The organism is Streptomyces sp. NBC_00454 (genome assembly GCF_041434015.1).
GTDB lineage: Bacteria > Actinomycetota > Actinomycetes > Streptomycetales > Streptomycetaceae > Streptomyces.
In genome coordinates, this window is the sequence record NZ_CP107907.1 from 3,161,635 (window position 1) to 3,180,441 (window position 18,807).

At 73.5% G+C, this 18,807-nt stretch carries 16 protein-coding genes; 5 read left to right on the forward strand and 11 right to left on the reverse strand.

Annotation, left to right across the window (positions count from 1 at the left end; genetic code table 11):
* Positions 1-70: 70 nt before the first annotated feature.
* Positions 71-2,860: a nitrite reductase large subunit NirB gene (gene nirB / locus OHU74_RS14530; RefSeq protein WP_371616288.1), complete on the reverse strand. Its 2,790-nt coding sequence runs from the start codon at positions 2,858-2,860 to the stop codon at positions 71-73.
* A gap of 272 nt (positions 2,861-3,132) precedes the next feature.
* Here nirB and OHU74_RS14535 point away from each other — a divergent pair, with 272 nt between their 5' ends.
* The 3 genes from OHU74_RS14535 to OHU74_RS14545 all read left to right on the forward strand — a co-directional run bounded on the left by OHU74_RS14535 (position 3,133) and on the right by OHU74_RS14545 (position 6,380).
* Positions 3,133-3,855, forward strand: coding sequence for a sirohydrochlorin chelatase (locus OHU74_RS14535; protein ID WP_371616289.1), 723 nt, complete (start codon positions 3,133-3,135; stop codon positions 3,853-3,855).
* A gap of 28 nt (positions 3,856-3,883) precedes the next feature.
* Positions 3,884-5,038, forward strand: a complete 1,155-nt coding sequence (locus OHU74_RS14540) for a low temperature requirement protein A (RefSeq protein WP_371616290.1) — start codon at positions 3,884-3,886, stop codon at positions 5,036-5,038.
* An 88-nt stretch (positions 5,039-5,126) separates the two neighbouring features.
* Complete coding sequence (locus OHU74_RS14545) at positions 5,127-6,380, forward strand: cytochrome P450 (protein ID WP_371616291.1); 1,254 nt, start codon at positions 5,127-5,129, stop codon at positions 6,378-6,380.
* A gap of 71 nt (positions 6,381-6,451) precedes the next feature.
* Here OHU74_RS14545 and OHU74_RS14550 read toward each other — a convergent pair whose 3' ends face one another.
* Positions 6,452-6,946, reverse strand: coding sequence for a DUF5949 family protein (locus tag OHU74_RS14550; protein WP_371616292.1), 495 nt, complete (start codon positions 6,944-6,946; stop codon positions 6,452-6,454).
* A gap of 57 nt (positions 6,947-7,003) precedes the next feature.
* Positions 7,004-7,666 carry a DUF4352 domain-containing protein gene (locus tag OHU74_RS14555; RefSeq protein WP_371616293.1) on the reverse strand — a complete coding sequence of 221 codons (663 nt, stop codon included), beginning with the start codon at positions 7,664-7,666 and terminating at the stop codon, positions 7,004-7,006.
* 174 nt (positions 7,667-7,840) lie between these two features.
* Here OHU74_RS14555 and OHU74_RS14560 point away from each other — a divergent pair, with 174 nt between their 5' ends.
* Positions 7,841-8,287, forward strand: coding sequence for a DUF6299 family protein (locus OHU74_RS14560; protein ID WP_371616294.1), 447 nt, complete (start codon positions 7,841-7,843; stop codon positions 8,285-8,287).
* A 100-nt stretch (positions 8,288-8,387) separates the two neighbouring features.
* On the opposite strand, the gene OHU74_RS14565 is transcribed toward OHU74_RS14560, so the two are convergent.
* From OHU74_RS14565 to OHU74_RS14585, 5 genes are all read right to left on the reverse strand, one after another.
* A complete protein-coding gene (locus OHU74_RS14565; RefSeq protein WP_330296819.1) occupies positions 8,388-8,567 on the reverse strand; it encodes a hypothetical protein in 180 nt (59 codons plus the stop codon).
* 68 nt (positions 8,568-8,635) lie between these two features.
* Entirely contained in the window at positions 8,636-10,735 is a 2,100-nt protein-coding gene (locus OHU74_RS14570; protein WP_371619686.1) for a SpoIIE family protein phosphatase, read from the reverse strand.
* A 14-nt stretch (positions 10,736-10,749) separates the two neighbouring features.
* Positions 10,750-11,094, reverse strand: coding sequence for a hypothetical protein (locus tag OHU74_RS14575; RefSeq protein WP_371616295.1), 345 nt, complete (start codon positions 11,092-11,094; stop codon positions 10,750-10,752).
* Positions 11,095-11,125: 31 nt separating this feature from the next.
* On the reverse strand, positions 11,126-12,391 hold the full coding sequence (locus tag OHU74_RS14580; RefSeq protein WP_371616296.1) for an NAD(P)-binding domain-containing protein: 1,266 nt from the start codon (positions 12,389-12,391) through the stop codon (positions 11,126-11,128).
* Positions 12,392-12,488: 97 nt separating this feature from the next.
* The gene (locus tag OHU74_RS14585; RefSeq protein WP_371616297.1) at positions 12,489-13,961 is read right to left on the reverse strand and encodes an ATP-grasp domain-containing protein; all 1,473 of its coding nucleotides are present in this window, start codon (positions 13,959-13,961) and stop codon (positions 12,489-12,491) included.
* 150 nt (positions 13,962-14,111) lie between these two features.
* On the opposite strand from OHU74_RS14585, the gene OHU74_RS14590 reads away from it, so the two are divergent.
* Complete coding sequence (locus OHU74_RS14590) at positions 14,112-15,755, forward strand: glycoside hydrolase family 26 protein (RefSeq protein ID WP_371616298.1); 1,644 nt, start codon at positions 14,112-14,114, stop codon at positions 15,753-15,755.
* Between the two features lie 14 nt (positions 15,756-15,769).
* On the opposite strand, the gene OHU74_RS14595 is transcribed toward OHU74_RS14590, so the two are convergent.
* The 3 genes from OHU74_RS14595 to OHU74_RS14605 are packed head-to-tail and all read right to left on the reverse strand — an operon-like array spanning position 15,770 to position 18,802.
* Positions 15,770-16,912: a GNAT family N-acetyltransferase gene (locus OHU74_RS14595; protein WP_371616299.1), complete on the reverse strand. Its 1,143-nt coding sequence runs from the start codon at positions 16,910-16,912 to the stop codon at positions 15,770-15,772.
* Positions 16,909-17,604, reverse strand: coding sequence for a lipopolysaccharide biosynthesis protein (locus OHU74_RS14600; protein ID WP_371616300.1), 696 nt, complete (start codon positions 17,602-17,604; stop codon positions 16,909-16,911). Before OHU74_RS14600 ends, OHU74_RS14595 begins: the two co-directional genes overlap by 4 nt.
* Positions 17,597-18,802 carry a glycosyltransferase gene (locus OHU74_RS14605; RefSeq protein WP_371619687.1) on the reverse strand — a complete coding sequence of 402 codons (1,206 nt, stop codon included), beginning with the start codon at positions 18,800-18,802 and terminating at the stop codon, positions 17,597-17,599. Before OHU74_RS14605 ends, OHU74_RS14600 begins: the two co-directional genes overlap by 8 nt.
* Between the last annotated feature and the right edge of the window lie 5 nt (positions 18,803-18,807).

The following is an 18,807-nucleotide window of genomic DNA, read 5'->3' on the forward strand; positions in this document are numbered from 1 at the left end:
GAGAACGTCGGGTGGGCGACAGGACAAGGTCCCGCCGCCCACAGTGCGTTGGCACGGCCTGCGCAGAGCCTTAGGGCCCCAGCTCCACCAGCGGCAGGGACACCTCGGGGTCGTCCAGGCAGATGCCCGTCCGCAGGTCGAAGACCTGCTTGTGCATCGGCGAGGCCACGACCGGCACTCCGTCGCGCGAGCCCATGATTCCGTTGGCGATGACGTCGGCGCCCGAGAAGGGGTCCCGGTTGCCCACCGCGTAGACCTCGCCGTCGCGGTCCTTGAAGACCGCGGCCTGCGTGCCGTCGGGCAGCACCGCGGTGCGCCCGCGGCCCGGCTCCAGCGAGTCCGCGGCGGACGCCCCCGCGGCTCCGGCCGCCCCGAAGTCCACGGTCCCGAAGCGCTCCAGCGCCGCCGGGTCCTCCAGGACCGCCGACCACTCGTCCTCGTACGCCGTCACGTGGCGCTCCATCTGCGCCTCGAGCTCCGCGCAGATCCCGAGCGAGTCCTCGATCAGCACCGCCTTGAGGTGCTCCATCCCGGCCGCGCTGCCGCCGAGCCGCTCCAGCCAGGCCGCCGTGCGCTCTAGGCGCTCGCCCGTGCGGATGTAGTACATGAGGAACCGGTCGATCAGCGCGAAGAGTTCGGCCGTGTTCAGGTCGGAGGCCAGCAGGTCCGCGTGGCGCGGGGTCGCGCCGCCGTTGCCGCTGACGTACAGGTTCCAGCCGTTGGCGGTGGCGATGACGCCGATGTCCTTGCCCCTCGCCTCCGCGCACTCGCGCAGGCAGCCGGAGACCCCGCCCTTGAACTTGTGCGGGGTGCGCAGACCCCGGTAGCGCAGCTCCAGGTCGATCGCGAGCTGGATCGAGTCGCCCTGCCCGTAGCGGCAGAAGCGGGCTCCCACGCAGGACTTCACCGCGCGCAGGGACTTCCCGTAGGCCTGTCCGGACTCGAACCCGGCGCCGCCGAGCCGCCGCCAGATGTCGGGCAGCTGCTCCTTGCGGACCCCGAAGAGGCCGATCCGCTGCGCGCCGGTGATCTTCGTGTAGAGGCCATAGTCCCGGGCCACCTCGCCCAGCGCGATGACCTGCTCGGCCGTGATCTCGCCGCCCGCGACGCGCGGGATCACCGAGTAGGTGCCGTCCTTCTGGAGGTTGGCGAGGAAGAGGTCGTTGGAGTCCTGCAGGGCGGCCTGCTCGCCCGCCAGGATGTGCCCGATGCCCAGGTCGGGGGCGAGGGTGCCGAGCACGTTGGCGACGACCGGCTTGCAGACGGCGCAGCCTTCGCCGCCCTCTCCGTAGGTCTCCAGCAGTTCGCTGAAGCTGCGGATGCGCTCGGTGCGGATCTTCTCGTAGATCTCCGCCCGGGTGAGGGTGAAGTGCTCGCACAGTCCGCGCGGCTTCTCGATGCCCGCCGCGGCCAGTTCGGCGTCCAGGACCGCCTGCAGCGTGCCGAGGCAGCCGCCGCAGCCCGTGCCCGCCTTGGTGCACTTCTTGATGCCGCCGATGTCGGTGAGGGACTCCGCGACGACCGCTTCGCGCACCCGGCCCTTGGTGATGTTGTGGCAGCTGCACACCACCGCGTCATCGGGCAGCGCGTCCGCGCCGGGCAGCGCCACGCCTTCGGTCGACGGCAGGATGAAGGCCTCCGGCGGGGCCGGCAGTTGGCGGCCCGCGTGCGGCTTCAGCGAACCGTACGCCTGGGCGTCGCCGACCAGGATGCCGCCGAGCAGGGCCCCGTCGGGGCCGAGCAGCAGCTTCTTGTACACGCCTTCGCGGGCGTCGGAGAAGACCACCGAGACGGCGCCGTCGCGGCCCTCGGGGGCGAACGGATCGCCGAAGGAGGCCACGTCGGCGCCCATCAGCTTGAGCTTGGTGGAGGTGTCGGCCCCGGTGAAGGTCAGCTCGCCGGCTCCCGCGAGGGCCTCGGCCACCGTCTCGGCCATCTGGTAGCCGGGCGCGACCAGCCCGTACACCTTGCCGTCGACGGTCTGCGCGCACTCGCCGACCGCATAGACGTACGGGTCGCTGGTGCGGCAGTGGGCGTCCACGACGACCCCGCCGCGGTCGCCGACCGCCAGACCGCACTCGCGGGCGAGGCGGTCGCGCGGGCGGACACCGGCGGAGAAGACCACGACGTCGGAGCTGATCTCCTCGCCGTTGGTCAGCCGCAGCGCCTGCGCCCGCCCGTCGGGGTGGATCTGTACCCCGGCCGCGCCGACGCCCGTGTGCACGGCCACGCCCATGGACTCGATGGTGGCCCGCAGGGCGGCCGCGCCGCCGTCGTCGACCTGGAGCGGCATCAGCCGCGGCGCGAACTCCACGACGTGCGTGGTCAGTCCGAGCGTGCGCAGGGCGCCCGCCGCCTCCAGGCCCAGGAGCCCGCCGCCGATGACCACACCGGTGCGGGCCGCGCCGTCGGCGGCGTAGGCGGTCAGGGCTTCGACGTCGTCGAGGGTGCGGTAGGTGAAGCAGCCCTCGGCGTCGGCGCCGTCGATCGGCGGCACGAAGGGGTAGGAGCCGGTCGCCAGCACCAGTGCGTCGTAGGGGAAGACCTGCCCGGAGCGGGCGGTGACGGTGCGGCCGGCGGTGTCGACGAGTTCGGCCGGGTCGCCGAGCCGCAGGTCGATGCCGTACTTCTCCAGGAAACCGGGCTCGACCAGGGAGAGTTCCGCGCCGGTGGAGCCGGTGAACGCCGCGGACAGGTGCACGCGGTCGTAGGCCGGGCGCTCCTCCTCGGCGAGGACCGTGACCTGCCAGCCGCCGCTCCCGGGGCGGGTCGGATCGGCGAGCGCGTCGCGCTCGGCGAGCGCCTCCAGCAGGCGGTGTCCCACCATGCCGTGGCCGATGACAACCAGCGTCTGCGCCATGGATCTCACTCCGTGTGTCCCTGTGCCGCGCGGTCCGGGGGCAGTCGAGGCGGCCGGGCCAAAACGTCACGCGTGCATGTGTTCCGACCTTTCGACGGTAGGTCCGCCCCACAGCCCCGGACGACCGAAAAGGGCCCCTCGGGGCGGGGAGACGGACCTTTTCCACACAGGACCTCTGACCTGCGACGGGGGCCCTTGGCCAGGGCCCCGGGGGTCCGCCGCGCGCCTAGCGTGGGAGGTGGACCCGGGGGCGGACCAGGGAGGCAGACCACATGCTCGTACTCGCCGTCCACGGCAGCGCGGCCCCGGCCGCCGCCGCGACCATCGCCCGCCTGACCGCCTCCATCGAGGCCGTCAGCGGGGTCCACGCGCTCGTCGGCCACCTCGACGTGCAGCGCCCCTCCCTCGCCGAGGTCGTACGGGAACACCCGCGCTCGGTGGTCGTCCCGCTGCTCCTCGGCGACGGCTTCCACCGCCGCGTCGACATCCCCGCAGTCCTGGAGGGCACCGACTGCGTGCTCACCGAGGGCCTCAGCGGCGAACGCGACGTCGCCCGCGCCGTGCACAGCCGCCTGCGCGAGGCCGAGCGCCGCCGCGGCCCCTACACTCGGGCCGACGCGGTGATCCTGGCCGGTGCGGGCTCCTCCCGCCCCGGCGGGAATGCCGGTACGCAGGCCTGCGCGGCCCAGCTGGCCGTCCTGCTGGAGTGCGACAGCGGCCCCGACCCCGTCCCGGTGGTCCCCGCCTACCTCACCTCGGCCGGGCCCACCGTCCCCGAGGCGCTGGCCCGCCTCCGGGCCGCCGGGCACCGCCGGATCGCGGTCGCGGCGCACCTGCTGGCCCCGGGCCGGTTCACGCACGCCCTGGGCGGCTCGGGCGCCTGGACGGTCTCGGAGCCGCTGGCCGACCATCCGCGCCTGGCCCGGCTGGTGCTCAGCCGCTACGAGTCCGCCCGGGGCACACGGGTGCTGAGGGCCGCGCGCCTCGCCTGCTGAGCCCCGTAGGACTGCTGTCCTGGGCGGTATGGCTTTGGCTTACGTACCCATGACCGCCCGCAGCCGGGACGAGGGCCACCGCGCCGCGACCCCGCTGGAGCTCTTCTTCGACCTGTGCTTCGTCGTCGCGATCGCGCAGGCGGGCGCCCGGCTCGTGCACGCCCTGGCCGAGGGGCATCCCGGCACGGGCGTGATCGGCTACTTCTTCGTCTTCTTCGGCGTGTGGTGGGCGTGGATGAACTTCACGTGGTTCGCCTCCGCCTACGACTGCGACGACGTGCCGTACCGGATCGCGACGCTCGTCCAGATCGCCGGCGTGCTCGTCTACGCGGCGGGCGTGGGCTCGGCGTTCGACCGCAACGACTGGACGGTGGCCGTCATCGGCTACCTGATCATGCGCGTCGCGCTCACCGCCCAGTGGCTCCGCGCCGCCTCCGGCGAGAGCGGCGAGGCCCGCACCGCGGCCCTGAAGTACGCGGCCGGGCTGGTCGTCTGCCAGGCCGGCTGGGTGGCGCTGCTGTTCGCCCCGGACGGCGCCAAGCGCTGGCTGTTCCTGATCGTGGCCGCCGCGGAACTGCTCGTACCGGTGGTGGCCGAGCGGGGTCACCAGACGCCGTGGCACGCCCACCACATCGTGGAGCGCTACGGCCTGTTCACGATCATCGTGCTCGGCGAGACGATCTCCGCGAGCACGGTGGCCGTGAAGTCCGCCATCGACGAACACGAGGCCCTGGGCGAGCTGCTGCCCATCGCCGCCGGCGGGCTGCTGATCGTCTTCGCCGCCTGGTGGATCTACTTCGCCGTGCCCATGCACGAGCGGCTGACCTCCAACCGGGAGGCGATCCCCTGGGGGTACGGGCACCTGCTGATCTTCGCCTCGGGCGCGGCGATCGGGGCGGGCATCGAGGTCAGCGTCGAGCACGCGGTCGGGAAGGCGCACGTGTCGCAGCTCGCCGCGAACGCGGCCGTCACCGTCCCGGCCGCACTCTTCCTGCTGATGGTCTGGCTGCTGCACTCCCGCCACTTCAAGCGGGGCCCCGCCCAGCAGCTGACCCTGCCGGTCTCCGCCCTCCTGGTGCTCGCCTGCACCTGGGCGGGCGCGTACGCGGTGCTGTACGCGGGCCTGGTCGCGGCGGCCACCGTCGTGGTCGGCATGACGCTCGCCGGGCGCACCCGCCCCTGACCCCGTGCGGCGCCGCTCCTGGGGCGGAGCCCGGCAACGGCGCCGCGCCGAACCGTCACTCCCGTGCCCCTGGGGGCGTTTTCATGCCATGACACTCCCCGCACAACGACCCGGCCAAGCCCCCGGCAGGGAACTGGCCGATCCGGCGTTCTGGCAGGCGCCCCCCGCCCACCGGCTGGCCGCCTTCGCCCGTCTACGGGCCCTCGACTCCCCGGTGTTCGTCCCCGAGGGGAAGAGCGCCGGCCACTGGGCCCTGGTGCGCCACGCGGACGTGCAGGAGGCGAGCCGGCTCCCCAAGGTGTTCGCCAGCGCGCCCGGGGTGACCACGCCCGAGCCGGCCCGGTGGGTGCGGGCGCTGTTCGGGGACTCGATGGTCAACCTGGACGGCGCCGACCACGCGCAGCTTCGCAAGATCGTGCAGCGGGCCTTCACGCCCCGGCTGCTGGCGGCGGCCGAGGAGGACATCCACGCGGTGGCGGCCCGGATCGTGGACGACGTACTGGAGGGCGCGCCCGAGGAGTTCGTCTCGGCGGTGGCCTCGCGGCTGCCCCTGGAGGTCATCTGCAACATGATGGGCATCCCGGAGCGCTACCGCGCCGAGATCGCCGACCGCGTCAACCACGCCTCCGAGAACATCGGCGTGGAGCGGGGCATCGCGGCCCGGTTGCGGATGCCCGGACGCGGGCTGCGGGCGCTGGCCCGCATGCAGCGGATGGTGGCGGGGATCGGGCGGGAGAGGCGCAAGAACCCGACGGACGACCTGATCTCGGCGCTGGTCACCGCCAACGTGGACGGACAGGCCCTGGGGGCCCGCCAGCTCGGTGCCTTCTTCTCGCTGTTGATGGTGGCCGGGGTGGAGACCACCCGCAACGCCATCACCCACGGGCTGACCCTGCTGACCGACCACCCGGACCAACGCGACCTGCTGCTGGGCGACTTCGAGAAGTACGCGGACGGCGCGGTGGACGAGATGATCCGCCACTCCACGCCCATCATCCAGTTCCGCCGCACGGTGGCCGCCGAACACACCCTGGGAGGGCACCTGTTCACCCCCGGCGACAAGGTGGTGCTGTACTACGCCTCCGCCAATCGCGACGAGGCCGTCTTCCCCGACCCGGATGCCTTCGACCTCACCCGCTCCCCCAACCCCCACCTGGGCTTCGGCGGCGGCGGACCGCACTTCTGCCTGGGCGCGCACCTGGCCCGGGTGGAGATGAAGGCGCTCTTCCGCGAGCTCCTGACCCGCCCCGTCGGCCTGCGCGCGGTCGGCCTGCCGGACCTGGCCGGGTCCAACTTCGACAACCGGGTCCGCTCCCTGCGCTTCGCCTTCGAACGGCCCTGACCCCGAAAGGGGCCACCGGCCACCGGCCACCGGGCAGGCTGGGAGCCCGGCGGCCGGAGCGGGGTGCGCCGCTACCGCTTCAGGCGGGTCACCTGGAGCAGGAAGTGGGCGCAGCTGTTGAGCACCTCGGGGTCGCCCGCGAACGCCTGGAGCACCTCCGGCGCGACGGGGGCGCCGGGTGCCGCCTCGGGCCAGGCGCGGGTGGCGAAGAGGAAGTAGACCTGGCCGCCCTCATCGGCGGCGGCGACCCACTCGTCCGGGGCGGTGCAGCGGGCGTTCATCCCGGGCAGGGTGAGCGCGATCTGGTTCCCCTCCAGGAGCACCTGCACGGGGAACTTCCGGACCGGGTCGCGGCCGTCCAGGACCACGTCGCCGATGGGCAGGCCGCCCTCCTCCAGCAGCCCGCGCGCGGCTGCCTCGCTCGCCTCTCGTCCTCCGGGACCGTCACCGAGGGTGTAGGCGATGAGGTAGGGGAGGTCGTGGCCTTCGGAGGGATCGCCGATCCACGCCAGCACCGAAAGGGTGCCGAGCTGGGAGCGGTCGATTTCGGCTTGGGTAGAAGTCATGCGCCGCACCTTAGTGGTCTGTCACCCGCCCCTTTCACGGCGTTTCACCCGGGCGGGCTAGACCGCCCAGAATCCACCTCCGGAATTCGCCTGGATGTTCGCGTCCTGGTACTGGAGCCGCACGATCCGAGCGTTTTCCGGAATTTCGAACACCACCCATCCTTCGGCCCGCTCACCCACCTCCAGGGAATCGAAGACGAGCGGTTTGCCGGTCGTGAGCTCCCCCGTCGGCACGACCGCGTGGCGCTGACCCGCGCCGTCGAGCGCCCACATGCGCCCGAGAGCCCCGTACGAGGCCCCGCCCACGTTGACGAACGACATCGAGGCGGCCACCCAGCGCTTGCCGGCGGCCGGGGCGAAGTTCTTCTCGACGGTGACCGCCGGGTCCACGTAGGCGTTGAGGACCACCTGGAGGTGACGGCCGACCTGTCGACCGTCCACCCGTACGGAGTCACCCACATGGGCGGCCTTCGAAGCCGCCCGCACCACCCCTTCGCGTTCCGCCGCAGGATCCTCCCCGGCGCCCGGCGCCCCGTCGTCCACCGGTACGGCGGGCACCGCGGCCGGGGCCAGCGCGCCGCCCTCGGATCCGCCGGAGCAGCCCGTGGCGCCGAACAGCAGGAGCGGGAGGAGAGCGGCGGCGAGCACGGAGACGGGACGGACGGCGGGTCGGAAGTGGCGGCGGGCGAGGCGGGCGGAGCGGGGGGCGGGCTGACGCATGCGGGATCCCTTCGGGGATCTTCGGGGACGTATTCCGGCCAGTCTCACGCGCCCGAGCGGGGAATTGCACACACCGACACGATCACGCGGAACACATGGCGCCCCATATGCCAGCACAATGCGTTCCGGCGGAATTCCGCAACCCCTTGCAACCCCCGTCCAACTGGAGGAACGATGGCCGCGACCGGCCCCCGCATGGCTTTGGCCGCACTCGCCGCACTGGGCGCCACGGCGGCATTCACCGCCCCGGCGAATGCCGCCCCCTACGGCAATGGAATTGAAGTATCTTCGGAAGCTCACATCGCCCAGGACGGAACGATCCACCTTTTCGGGGCCTACCACTGCACCGACCCGTCACTCTCCGGAGCGGTTCAGATCAAGGCGACCGTGGTCCAGGACGACGTCCGCCTGAGCATCGGCGCCGGCGACGCCGTGTGCGACGGCGCCCCGCACGAGTGGGCGGCCCACGGCACGCTCCGGTTCACCCCGGGCGTGCACGCGGGCGAGGCGCTGGCCGAAGCCCAGCTCCAGGAGATCCACTTCGGCGGCGGCCTGCTGCCGCGGTCGATCGACACGGTCGCGCAGGACAGCCACCCGGTCATGGTGATCGACCACCGGTAGCCGCCCGCGTGCCCGAGGACGCCCCGTCCGGTAGCCGCCGCTATCCGGACCCGGGCGTCGGCGGCGCGGCCGCGAGGACCAGCCCCGGGTTCCGGACGCCTCAGCGGCAGGCGGGCGCCTCGCCCGTCATCGACATGAAGGCCACCGTCTGGCATCCGGGGGCCGCGTGCGGACGCCCGGTCGTCCAGTCCACCACCTTCGGCGCCCCGGCGGCGAACAGCAGCAGCGCCAGGGCGCCCGTCACCGCGCCCTTGCTCAGACGGCGCACGGTGAAATCCACGAAATCCGTTCCATGGTCCGCATCATCACCCCGCCCCGCGGGCTCCACAACTCGGCGTGTGCGCCCGGTCACGGTGCGCGGCGGGCCGCGCTGCCCGCCGCGTCGAACTCGCACCACACCGCCTTGCCGTCGCCCCGGGACTCCACCCCCCAGTGCGTGGCCAGCGCGTCCACCAGAAGCAGCCCGCGCCCCGTCGTCGCCGACTCCCCCGGGGTGCGCCGGCGCGGCCACACGCTGGAGCGGTCCTTGACCCAGAGCCGGATCCGCCGGACCGGCTCGGGCAGCACCTCCATGGTCAGCACCGCCCCGCCGTCGGTGTGCAGCAGGGCGTTGACCAGCAGCTCTCCCGCGGCCAGCTCCACGTCGTCGGCGAGCTCGGGCATGCCCCAGTCGCGCAGCGCCTGCCGCAGGGCGTAGCGGGCCTCCGAGAGCCCTTCGGGGTCCGCCTGGTGGACGTACTGGTGGATGCGCGGGGCCCGGTGGGTGCCCGGGTCGGGGGCCCGGCGCAGCACCAGGAGGGCCACGTCGTCGCCGGAGCCCCAGCGCTCCCACAGCCGGTCGGAGAGGTGGTCGGCGAGCGCACCGGCCTCCTGGGGGCCGCTGCGGACCGCGTGGGCGAGGGCTTCCATGCCCTGGGTGATGGCGGTGCCGGGCTCCTCCACGAGCCCGTCGGTGCACAGCACGAGGGTCTCCCCGGGGACCAGGTCGAGCCGGGTCTCGGGGAACTCCTCCTGCTCGAAGACCGTGGCCAGCCCGAGCGGCAGGCCGCCGCGCACGTTGGGCCAGCCCGTTCGCCCGTCCGTGTGCCGGATCAGCGGTCCGAGGTGGCCCGCGCGGACCGCCCGTACGCCTCCGGTCTCCAGGTCCACCTGCGCGTACATGCAGGTGGCGAACCGTTCGGTGTCCAGCTCGGCGAGGAACCGCGAGGCGCGCGCCAGCACCGTGGACGGCGGATGGCCCTCGCCCGCGTACGCGCGCAGCGCGATGCGGAGCTGGCCCATGATGGCGGCGGCGTGCGTGTCGTGGCCCTGTACGTCGCCCACCACGATCCCGACGCGGTCGCGGGGCAGCGCGATCACGTCGTACCAGTCCCCGCCGACCTCGCGCCCGCTCCAGGCGGAGTGGTAGCGCACGGCGATCTCACCGCCGACGATCTCGGGGATCCGGCGGGGCAGCATGGCGGCCTGGAGCATGGTGGCGAACTCGCGCTCCTGGTCGAACAGGAGCGCCCGCTGGAGCGACTGGGCGACGATGCCGGCCAGGCCCAGGCAGAGGTTCTGCTCCTCGGGGCTGAACTCGGTGCGCCGCCGGTAGAAGAGCACCAGCCCGCCGATGGCCTTGGCCTGCGCGATGAGCGGCAGGTAGGCGGCCGCGTCGTACTGGATGCGGTTCAGGTAGTCGGCGAGCAGCGGGAACTCGTCCGAGAGCTCGGCGAGCGAGGTGACGAAACGTGCCTTCCTGGTGAGCACCGCCTGGGACAGCGGCAGCGTTCCGTCCAGCCGGGTGAACTTGCGCTCGCTGAGGATCTCCAGGGATTCCCCGCTCAGCGCGATGATCTTGATGGTGCCGCCCTCGACCAGCCCGAGCGCGAGACCCTCCGCGCCCAGCCGTTCCAGGGCGCCCGCGCCCGTCAGGGTGGCCGTCACGTCGTCGACCGTCACCGCCCGCGACAGGGCCTCGGTGGTCCGCTGCACGATGGTGGCCTGCTGGGCGCGGGCCGATTCCAGCTTCCGCAGCGCGTTGAGGTGGGCCAGCTCGGCCGTCGCGTCCCGGACGATGCCGAGGATCCGCAGGGGGCGCCCCTCCTCGTCCCGGACCACCCGGCCCTGGGTGTGCGTCCACTGGTCGCGGCCGTCGCGCCGCTGCACCGTGAAGTACTGGCCGTACGCCTCCTCCCCGCCGTCCAGCACCGCGAGCACGGTGTCCCCGAGCCGCGCGGCGTCATCGGGCGGGATCCGCAGCCCCAGGCCCTCGGGGGTGTTGTCGAACTCCGCCGGCTCCAGGTCGAAGACCGTCATCCCGGCCTCGTCGAGCACCAGGGTCCCGTCGGTGAGGTCCCACTCGAAACTGCCCATGCCGTTGAGCGCGAGCCGCTCGCCGGGCCCGGTACGGGGGTTCCCCGGGCTCTTCCCGCCCGGTCTGCGATCGTGTCGCTCCGCCGCTGCCACGAGACTCACACCACCTAACGGCCGGGCCAGCACGGCTGGGAAATGAGCCGCTCCCACTCCTCGTCAGGATGCCCCGGAAGGGTCCGTCCGGCCTCCCGCCAGCGTTTGACGAGGGAGAGGTAGATCATCGAGGGGTCGTACGGGGCCTGCGGGTACGGGGCTCCCGGGTACGGGGTCTGCGCGTACCCGGCATTCGGCTGCTGCCCGTACGGGGCCTGCGCGTACGGGGGCTGCTGCCCGTACGCGGCCTGCCCGTACGCGGCCTGCGGGGGCGCCGGCCTCGCCTGGGCGGGCTGCTGTTCCCCGCGGCTGGCGGGAATCCTCACCCAGCCGCGGCCCTGTGCCCGCTCAGCGCCCATCGCGACACCTCTCACTTTGTGTGACTGGCTCTCACGCTCTGTGCCCGGCAGTCGGGGCCCGGTCGGCCCGCGGCGCACCGGTGGAACCCGCCAGCGGGCCCCGGGTGCCCAGGCGCTTGCGGACTCCTGCCACCAGTCTCCCCGCCGTGAACCCGGCGCCGTGTACGAATCGCATGGAAGGGCCGAATGAGGGAGCCGTCAGCAGCCCCGCGAAGAACAGTCCGGGCCACGAGGACTCGAAACCGGGACTCAGCTCCGGGGTACCGCTCTCCCCCACGGTGGCCAGCGCGGCCCGCAGCCCCGCGTCGAGCAGCTCGAGGCGGTCCAGGGCCGGGGTGAATCCGGTCGCCGCGATCACATGGGCGGTGTCCAGTACGACGGACTCCCCGGCCGCGGTGGTCAGCCCCAGCCGGGTCCGCTCCCCGGCGGGAACCGCCCGGTGCAGGTGGTGCCCCAGGAGTACGGGGACCCGCCGCTCGAAGCGCTCGCGCAGCCACCAGGCTCCGGCCGGGCCCAGCGCGGTGGCCGCGATCCGCTCCCGGGTGGGCGCGGGCAGCCTGCGCACGGCCCAGGGCAGCTCCGACCAGGCCCAGCTGCGCCAGCCGGTGCCCAGGCCGCTGTGCGGTGCGCGCAGGGACCGCAGCGGGGGCCGCCGCAGCGGCTGCGGCACGGTGTTCCAGTTCAGCCGGGACCGCCGGGCCACCAGGCACGGGCGGGCTCCGCCCTCGGCGAGCAGGACGGCGGTTTCCAGGGCCGCCTGCCCGGCGCCGAGCACGGCGACCTCGCGGCCGGCGAAGCGGGTCAGGTCGCGGTGGCCGCTGCTGTGCGAATAATGGGCCGCGGGCAGGTCCCGTAGCGCCTCGGGGTACCGGACGAACGGCATGACGCCCACGGCCAGCGCCACCGTCCGGGCGAGCAGGGGCGGCCCCTCGGCGGTACGGACGCGGAACCCGTCGCCTTGCGGGGTGACTTCGGTGACGGTCGCCTCCTCCACCGGGGGTGCGGCATGCCGGGCGAACCAGAGCCCGTACGCACTGAACGTCCCGATGGGCAGCGGAGTTCCATGTCCGGCGGCGATCCCGCGGCCCTCGCAGTACTCGGCGAGCGTGTAACGCCCGCCGGGCGCCGACAGGTTGGAGGACCACGGCTCCGACTTCAGGTACATGCCCTCGGGCATGTGATCCCGCCAGGAGGCCATGGGCCGCCCGAGCACCCGCACCCCGAGCCCCGCGCCCGCGGCGTGCGCGGCGATCGACAGCCCGTACGGGCCCGCTCCGATCACCACGAGATCGTCCATCCGTGTCACCGCTGTCCCTCCAGTCCCTTGGTTCGTCCACCGCCTCCTGCGCCCCGGCTCCGGGGATCCGTCCCGGGCGGGTTACCCCGTCATGCCCTCACCGCGTCACCAGCTCGTCCGGCTCCGCCGAGGCCTCCGGCGGGGCGGGCCGGGAGGCCCCCGGTCCGCCGGACGCGGCCGGGGGCAGGCCGCGGGCGCGCTGGCGCGGCGCCCGGACCACCTCCCGGGCCCGGCGGCGCCCCTGCTCGGGGACCCCGCGCAGCACCCGCGCGGCCTTGCCCGCGCCCCGGCCCAGGAACGCGGCGAGCATCGCGAGGAAGGGCATCAGGTCATCGGCGGCGAACCAGGCCGCCTCCACCCGGACCCGCTCCCGGCGCGGCAGCGCCCGTACGGCCCGGCCCGGCTGCGCCGCGGAGCCGTCCACGGAAGCGGAAGCGGAAGCGGTACCGGGACCGGCGCCGGAAGGGCCCGCGGGTACGGGGGCCGGCGCGCGGCGCGGGAGCGAGCGGGAGCGGACCGCCGACAGCAGGGCGTAGTTCTCCGCCACGAAGACCCGGCCCGGACCGCCGGAGGGCTCCGGGACCCGCTGCCCCGTCAGGTCCAGGTACATCGCCCGGACCACGTCCAGCCCGGCCGAGTCCGTGAACAGCCGGAACTGCGCTCCCGGCCGGGGGTTGAAGTCCACCAGCCGGAAGACGCCCCGCTCGTCCCGGCGGAAGTCCAGGTCCAGGATGCCCTGGTAGGCCAGCCGCTCGGCGAGCCGCAGCCCCGCCTCCTCGACCGCCGGGTCCGGCAGCCACCGCCCGACCGCCGTCAGCCCCGTGCGCACCGGCCAGGACATCTCCTTGCGGCCCGACCCGGCGATCAGCGGGTGCCCGCCCCGGCCGAACGCGCCGTGGAAGAACCAGTCGGTGTCCGGACCCGCCGGCAGGAACCGCTGGAGCAGCAGCCGGCTGCCCGCCTCCGCCGCGCGCTCGTAGAGCCGCCGGGCCTCGGCGGCCGCGTGGACCAGGGTGGTGCTGCGCAGGCCCGTGCCTGCGGGCAGCAGCCAGGGCCGGCTCCACTTGGCGATGACCGGCAGCCCCAGCCGCCACGCCGCCTCCGCCGCCTCCGCCCCGCTCGCCGGGATCACCGTCTCCGGGTGCGGGATGTCCCACCGGGCGCACAACCGGGACAGCTCGGCCTTGTCCGCCACCCGCGCGGGCAGGTTGTCGGGCTGATGGGGAATCCGGAAACGGTCCGTCAGCATCGGCGCGACCCTCGACACCGCGATCGCGCTCAGATCGTCCATCGCGATGAGCACCGCCGGGCGGCCGATCCGCTCGGACACCCCGGTCAGGCACTCCAGCAGCGCTTCGGGCGCCTCGGGATCCAGACCCTCGGGCGGCCCGGGATGCACGGCATGCAGGTAGCGCGAACGCCCCATGGGACCTCCCCCGGCCTCGACGACGGCATGGACCTCCACGCCCTTGCGCCCAAGGGATCTGACGGCGCCGAGGGTTCCGTGGTGGAACGGATTCCGATCGAGTCTGAGCAGAACTGCGGGCACTTGGTTGGGATGCGCGTGCATGGAAACGGTGTCTTTCACCTAGTCGGACCAAGCGGGGAGGGTGCGCAGCTGCGAATGGCCTATGCGGACGTCACCGGACAGGCCATTCGTCAGATGTGATGTCTAACGTCTTTGGTAAGCACACCGATTCAGGAAAGCTCGGGAGACGCCATGCCCAGACCACGTCGCCGACTGGCGAGCACCTGCATCGGAACGGTCACGGCCGGCCTGCTGGCCACCGGGGCCGCCCTCGCGGCCCCCGAGGAACAGAACACGGGCTCCGACATCGCCATGGGCGCCTATCTCGACTACGGGCCGCCGGGAGTGGCCCGCATCCCCTTCCTCTCGCACTGGCTGGGCGGCAAGGAGATCCGGGTCGGACACACCTATCTGCCCGGTGACCAGTGGGCCGGCATCGAAGGCAACGTCAGTTTCCTGGCGGACTGGGCCGAATGGCGCCAGGCCCGGGACGACCGGATGTTCGTCCTCAACGTGCCCATGCAGGAGCGCAACGAGGCCCGGATCCCGGACTACCAGGTGGCCCAGCTGATCCGGGCCGGCGCGGACGGCCAGTACGACCGGCACTTCAAGAAGCTCGCCGAGCGGCTGGTGTCGCTGGGCGTCCCGGACACGGTGATCGTGCTCGGCTGGGAGATGAACGGCACCACGTACACCCACCGGTGCGGGCCCGACCCGGAGAACTGGAAGGCGTACTGGAAGCGGGTCGTCAACGCGATGCGCTCCGTGCCCGGCCAGCAGTTCAAGTTCGATTTCACCCCGAACCGCGGTACGGACGCGATCGGCTGGACCAAGTGCTACCCGGGCGACGACGTGGTCGACATCGTCGGGATGGATTCGTACGACCAGGCTCCCGGCCGCACCTTCGACGACCAGATCAGCCAGCCGTACGGACTGCAGCAGCACGTCGACTTCGCGAAAGCACACGGCAAGCAGATCTCGTACCCGGAGTGGGGCCTGTTCCGCAACGGGGACAACCCGGAGTACGTGCGGCGCATGCTCAAGTGGATCGAGCAGCAGAAGCCGCTCTACCACACCATCACCGACTACTGCCCGCACGGCGTCTGGCAGTGCAAGCAGAACCCGGAGTCGGCGAAGGTCTTCCGCGACGCGCTGACCCCGCAGAAGCCCGGCCCGGTGATCCCGACGCCGGTGGTTCCGACGCCCGTGGTCCCGACCCCGGTGGTTCCGACGCCCGTGGTCCCGACGCCCGTGGTGCCGAGCCCGCAGATCCCCACGCCGGAGATCCCGACCCCGGTCGTCACGCCGCCGCTCACCCCGCCGGTCGTCACCCCGCCGCCGATCGTCCTCCCGAGCCCGCTGGTCCCGTCCCCCGAGGTGCCGAGCCCGGTCGCCCCGAGCCCGGTCGTTCCCAGCCCGGTCGTGCCCAGCCCCGTCGTGCCCAGCCCCGTCGCGCCGAGCCCGGTGGATCCGAGCCCGGTGGTCCCGTCCCCCGAGGTCAGCCCGGTCGTCCCGAGTCCGCAGGTCCCGGTGGATCCGAGCCCCAGCGCCAGCCCCGCTCCCGTGGTGCCCAAGCCCGACCCCTCGGTCCCGTCCCCGCAGGCACCGTCCCCTCAGGTGCCGTCCCCGCAGGTCCCGTCCCCGCAGGTCCCGTCCCCGGTGCCCTCGCCGGTCGTGCCGAAGCCCCAGCCGACCGTTCCGACGACGCCGCCCGTCAACAGCAAGCAGTGGTGCGTGCCGCTCAACTTCGGCGAGTGGCTCTCCAAGCTGGTCGGCAAGCAGTCGGTCTGCGTCAAGGTCGACTGGGGCAAGGACTCCGGTTACTGGCCCTTCTAGACGAGGCGGTCGGGTCATCGGACCCGCAGTTCGTTGAGCCGCGCCCGCCAGTCCCTGGCGGCCGGCAGCGCCTCCCGCAGCGCGTCCACCGCCCGCTCGCGCCCCGTCACCTGCGACTCGTGCAGTCGCAGCAGGGGCGCGAGCGCCGTGGTGGCCAGCAGGAAGCGCTGGTTGACCACCGTCCGCGGCCGCCAGTGGTTCTTGTACGGTTCGTCGCCGCGCAGGAAGCTCACCACCGGGCGGCCTTCGGCGTGCGCGCGGCCGGTCTCGTAGCGCAGCAGCAGCGTCGCCACGTCGACCTTGCGGTCCCGCAGGTCCGGGTCGGCCCCGTAGAGATAGCCGCCGCTCAACGCACCCGAGAGCAGGGTGAGGTTGGCGGCCACCACCTTGCCGTCGAGCCGGAACTCGGCCAGCCGGCCCTCCCCGGCCCGCACCATCCGCCGGGTGGCCCGGGTCAGGTGCTCGGCGAAGCGCGGCTTGAGGTGCTCGGGGGTCACCCCGCGGCCGCGCCACTGCTTCTCGTGCAGCCGCAGCAACGTCCGTACGGCACGCGGCACTTCCTGTTCAGTGACCTCGCGCTCCTCGATCCCGGCCGCGTCGGTCTTGCGGAGCTTGGCCCGCACCCGCTGCGCGCCGGAAGCCGGCATCCGCTTGACGAGCTCGTCGAACGGCATGGCCGGCAGCTCCATGCAGGTGGAGTCGGTGAGCTTGGCGGTGATCCCGGGCCACGCCGCGCAGAGGGCCTCGGCGGCCGCGCCGGGCCGCACCTCGCGCAGGTCGACGACCGCGCCCCGGGCGGCCCGGTGCAGGCCGTTGGCCAGCGCCGGGACGACCTGGTCGGAACATTCGGCGGCCACGAGCACGTCGAAGTAGTCGGTGATGCCCCCGCCGAGCGGCACGAGCAGCGGCAGCGGCCGGTGTACGAGCATCAGCGCGGCCGCGCCGACCAGTTCCTCCCCGCGCCGCACGAGCACGATCCGCAGCCGGCCGTCCTTGCCGTAGGACAGCCACCAGGAGTGGAGCCAGGCATGGCTCTGGAAGGGGGTGGCGGTGGGACAGTTCCGTACGAGCCGGTTCCACGGCTCTTCCAGCGCGGCGAACTGCCGGGGATCGCGGCACAGCGTCACCGACAGGGGCCCTGCGGAGCCCGAGGTCATCGGACGGACTCCTTCTCCTTGGTCTCGCTGTGGTCACCCTGCGCCGGCAGCGAGGCGAACTCCCCGGCGACGACGGGGACCACGGCCTCGGCCGCCTCTTCCCGCGTCCTGCGCCGTGCGGGCCGGGCCAGCATCCACAGCCCGCCCAGCAGCCCGCCGGCGCACAGCCCGACGGCCCCGCTGAGGGGGGCGGACGCGGAGGCCGGGTCGGACGGTGCGACGGCCTGGCTGAACAGCAGCAGCTGCACCCCGGTGTTCTTGGCGGCCTGGTTGCTGCTCAACGACAGGGCGTCGGCCACCGCGTTCGCGATGTCGGCGGCCCCGCTCGCGCTCTTCGAGGTCCCCGTGATGGCGATCATCGGGGACTCGGGGGAGGTTTCGGCGCGGACCTGCGTGCGCAGCTGCTGCACGCCGATGCCCGCGCGGGGCTGCGCGTACGCGAGGGTCGAACTGCTGGTCGCGATGCGGGCGTAGGCCTGGGCGAAGCCCAGCGCGGTGGCCGGCTCGGTGGTCTCGTTCGGCACGGCGACGACGTAGCTGGTGGCGGCGTACTCGGGCGCCTTGAGCACCCCGTACGCCCCGCCCGCGGCCAGCCCCAGCAGCGCGGCGGCCGGCAGGGGCCACCAGGCGGGCGGCGCCAGCCGTACCCGGCGACGGCGGGTGGGCTTCTTCTGATCGGCGGTGTCAGCCATGTACGTGCCTTCCTGAAGGGGTGGGAGTGCTCTCGGGCCCCCGCTTCGGGGGCCTCTTCGGAGTGGGTGGATCAGCCGGCCCCGGCGGAGCGGCCAGCGCGAGCTCGTACACGGACAGCAGCTGCGCCGCGCTCCGTGCGATGTCGTAGCGCCGCACCACCGCGGGCGGCGGCAGCCTGCGGACGCCCGCTTCCATGTGCCCCCGCAGCGCGGCGACCAGTTCCTCGGTGCCCGTGCCGATCCGGCGCGCCCCCGGTGCCTGCGCCGCCGGGAGGTCGTCGATCGCCGGGCAGGTGACGTGCAGGACGGGCAGACCCGCCGCCAGGGCTTCCACGACGGCCAGCCCGAACGCCTCCTCCCGCGACGGGGACACGAAGACGTCCATCGCGGCGAGCAGCGCCGGGATCCCGGGCGTGCGCCCGTCCGCGCTGTCGCCCAGCGGATCCCGCTCCCCCAGCAGGTGGATCCGGCTCTGCGCGCCCAGTTCGGCGGCCAGCCGGCGCAGCGTGGCCCGCTCCGGCCCGTCCCCGGCGAGCAGCAGGTGTGCGCCCGGCAGCGCCGCCACCGCGCGGACCAGTACGTCGAAGCGCTTGCCCGGAACCAGCCGCCCGACCCCGCCGACGACGAACGCCCGCTCGGGCAGTCCGGTCCGGGCCCGGGTGGCCCGGCGTACGCCCTCGTCGAAGCGGAACCGCACGGCTTCGATCCCGTTCGGCACCACGTGGACCCGCGCGGCCGGCACGCCCCAGGCCTCCAGCCGGGCCGCCACCGTGTCCGACACGGCCACGGTGGCAACGCCCAGCCGTTCGCTCGCCAGGTACAGCGCCCGTACCCCGGCCGACAGCGGCCGGCCCTCGATCTCGCCGTCCCCCAGGGAATGTTCGGTGGCCACGGTGCGGCCCACGCCCGCGAGGCGGGCCGCGAAGCGCCCGTACACGCAGGCCCGGTAGAGGTGGGTGTGCACGAGGTCGTAGCGGCCCCGCCTGATGAATCGGGCCATCCTCGGCAGCGCCCCGAGGTCGCGGTTGCCGCGCATCCCGAGGTGGACGACCCGGACCCCGTCGGCGCGCAGGCCTTCCGCCACCGGGCCCGGGTTGGTCAGCGTCAGGACGTCGCACTGCATCGGCATGTGCCGCAGCAGCAGGCGCAGTTGCTGTTCGGCGCCGCCGACGCCCAGGCCCGTGATGATGTGCAGCATCTTGC

Excerpts from the sequence above, each read along its gene's own strand:
- nirB (WP_371616288.1), bottom strand. The coding sequence starts at position 2,860 with ATGGCGCAGACGCTGGTTGTCATCGGCCACGGCATGGTGGGACACCGC.
- OHU74_RS14535 (WP_371616289.1), top strand. The coding sequence starts at position 3,133 with ATGCTCGTACTCGCCGTCCACGGCAGCGCGGCCCCGGCCGCCGCCGCG.
- OHU74_RS14540 (WP_371616290.1), top strand. The coding sequence starts at position 3,884 with ATGGCTTTGGCTTACGTACCCATGACCGCCCGCAGCCGGGACGAGGGC.
- OHU74_RS14545 (WP_371616291.1), top strand. The coding sequence starts at position 5,127 with ATGACACTCCCCGCACAACGACCCGGCCAAGCCCCCGGCAGGGAACTG.
- OHU74_RS14550 (WP_371616292.1), bottom strand. The coding sequence starts at position 6,946 with ATGACTTCTACCCAAGCCGAAATCGACCGCTCCCAGCTCGGCACCCTT.
- OHU74_RS14555 (WP_371616293.1), bottom strand. The coding sequence starts at position 7,666 with ATGCGTCAGCCCGCCCCCCGCTCCGCCCGCCTCGCCCGCCGCCACTTC.
- OHU74_RS14560 (WP_371616294.1), top strand. The coding sequence starts at position 7,841 with ATGGCCGCGACCGGCCCCCGCATGGCTTTGGCCGCACTCGCCGCACTG.
- OHU74_RS14575 (WP_371616295.1), bottom strand. The coding sequence starts at position 11,094 with ATGGGCGCTGAGCGGGCACAGGGCCGCGGCTGGGTGAGGATTCCCGCC.
- OHU74_RS14580 (WP_371616296.1), bottom strand. The coding sequence starts at position 12,391 with ATGGACGATCTCGTGGTGATCGGAGCGGGCCCGTACGGGCTGTCGATC.
- OHU74_RS14585 (WP_371616297.1), bottom strand. The coding sequence starts at position 13,961 with ATGCACGCGCATCCCAACCAAGTGCCCGCAGTTCTGCTCAGACTCGAT.
- OHU74_RS14590 (WP_371616298.1), top strand. The coding sequence starts at position 14,112 with ATGCCCAGACCACGTCGCCGACTGGCGAGCACCTGCATCGGAACGGTC.
- OHU74_RS14595 (WP_371616299.1), bottom strand. The coding sequence starts at position 16,912 with ATGACCTCGGGCTCCGCAGGGCCCCTGTCGGTGACGCTGTGCCGCGAT.
- OHU74_RS14600 (WP_371616300.1), bottom strand. The coding sequence starts at position 17,604 with ATGGCTGACACCGCCGATCAGAAGAAGCCCACCCGCCGTCGCCGGGTA.
- OHU74_RS14605 (WP_371619687.1), bottom strand. The coding sequence starts at position 18,802 with ATGCTGCACATCATCACGGGCCTGGGCGTCGGCGGCGCCGAACAGCAA.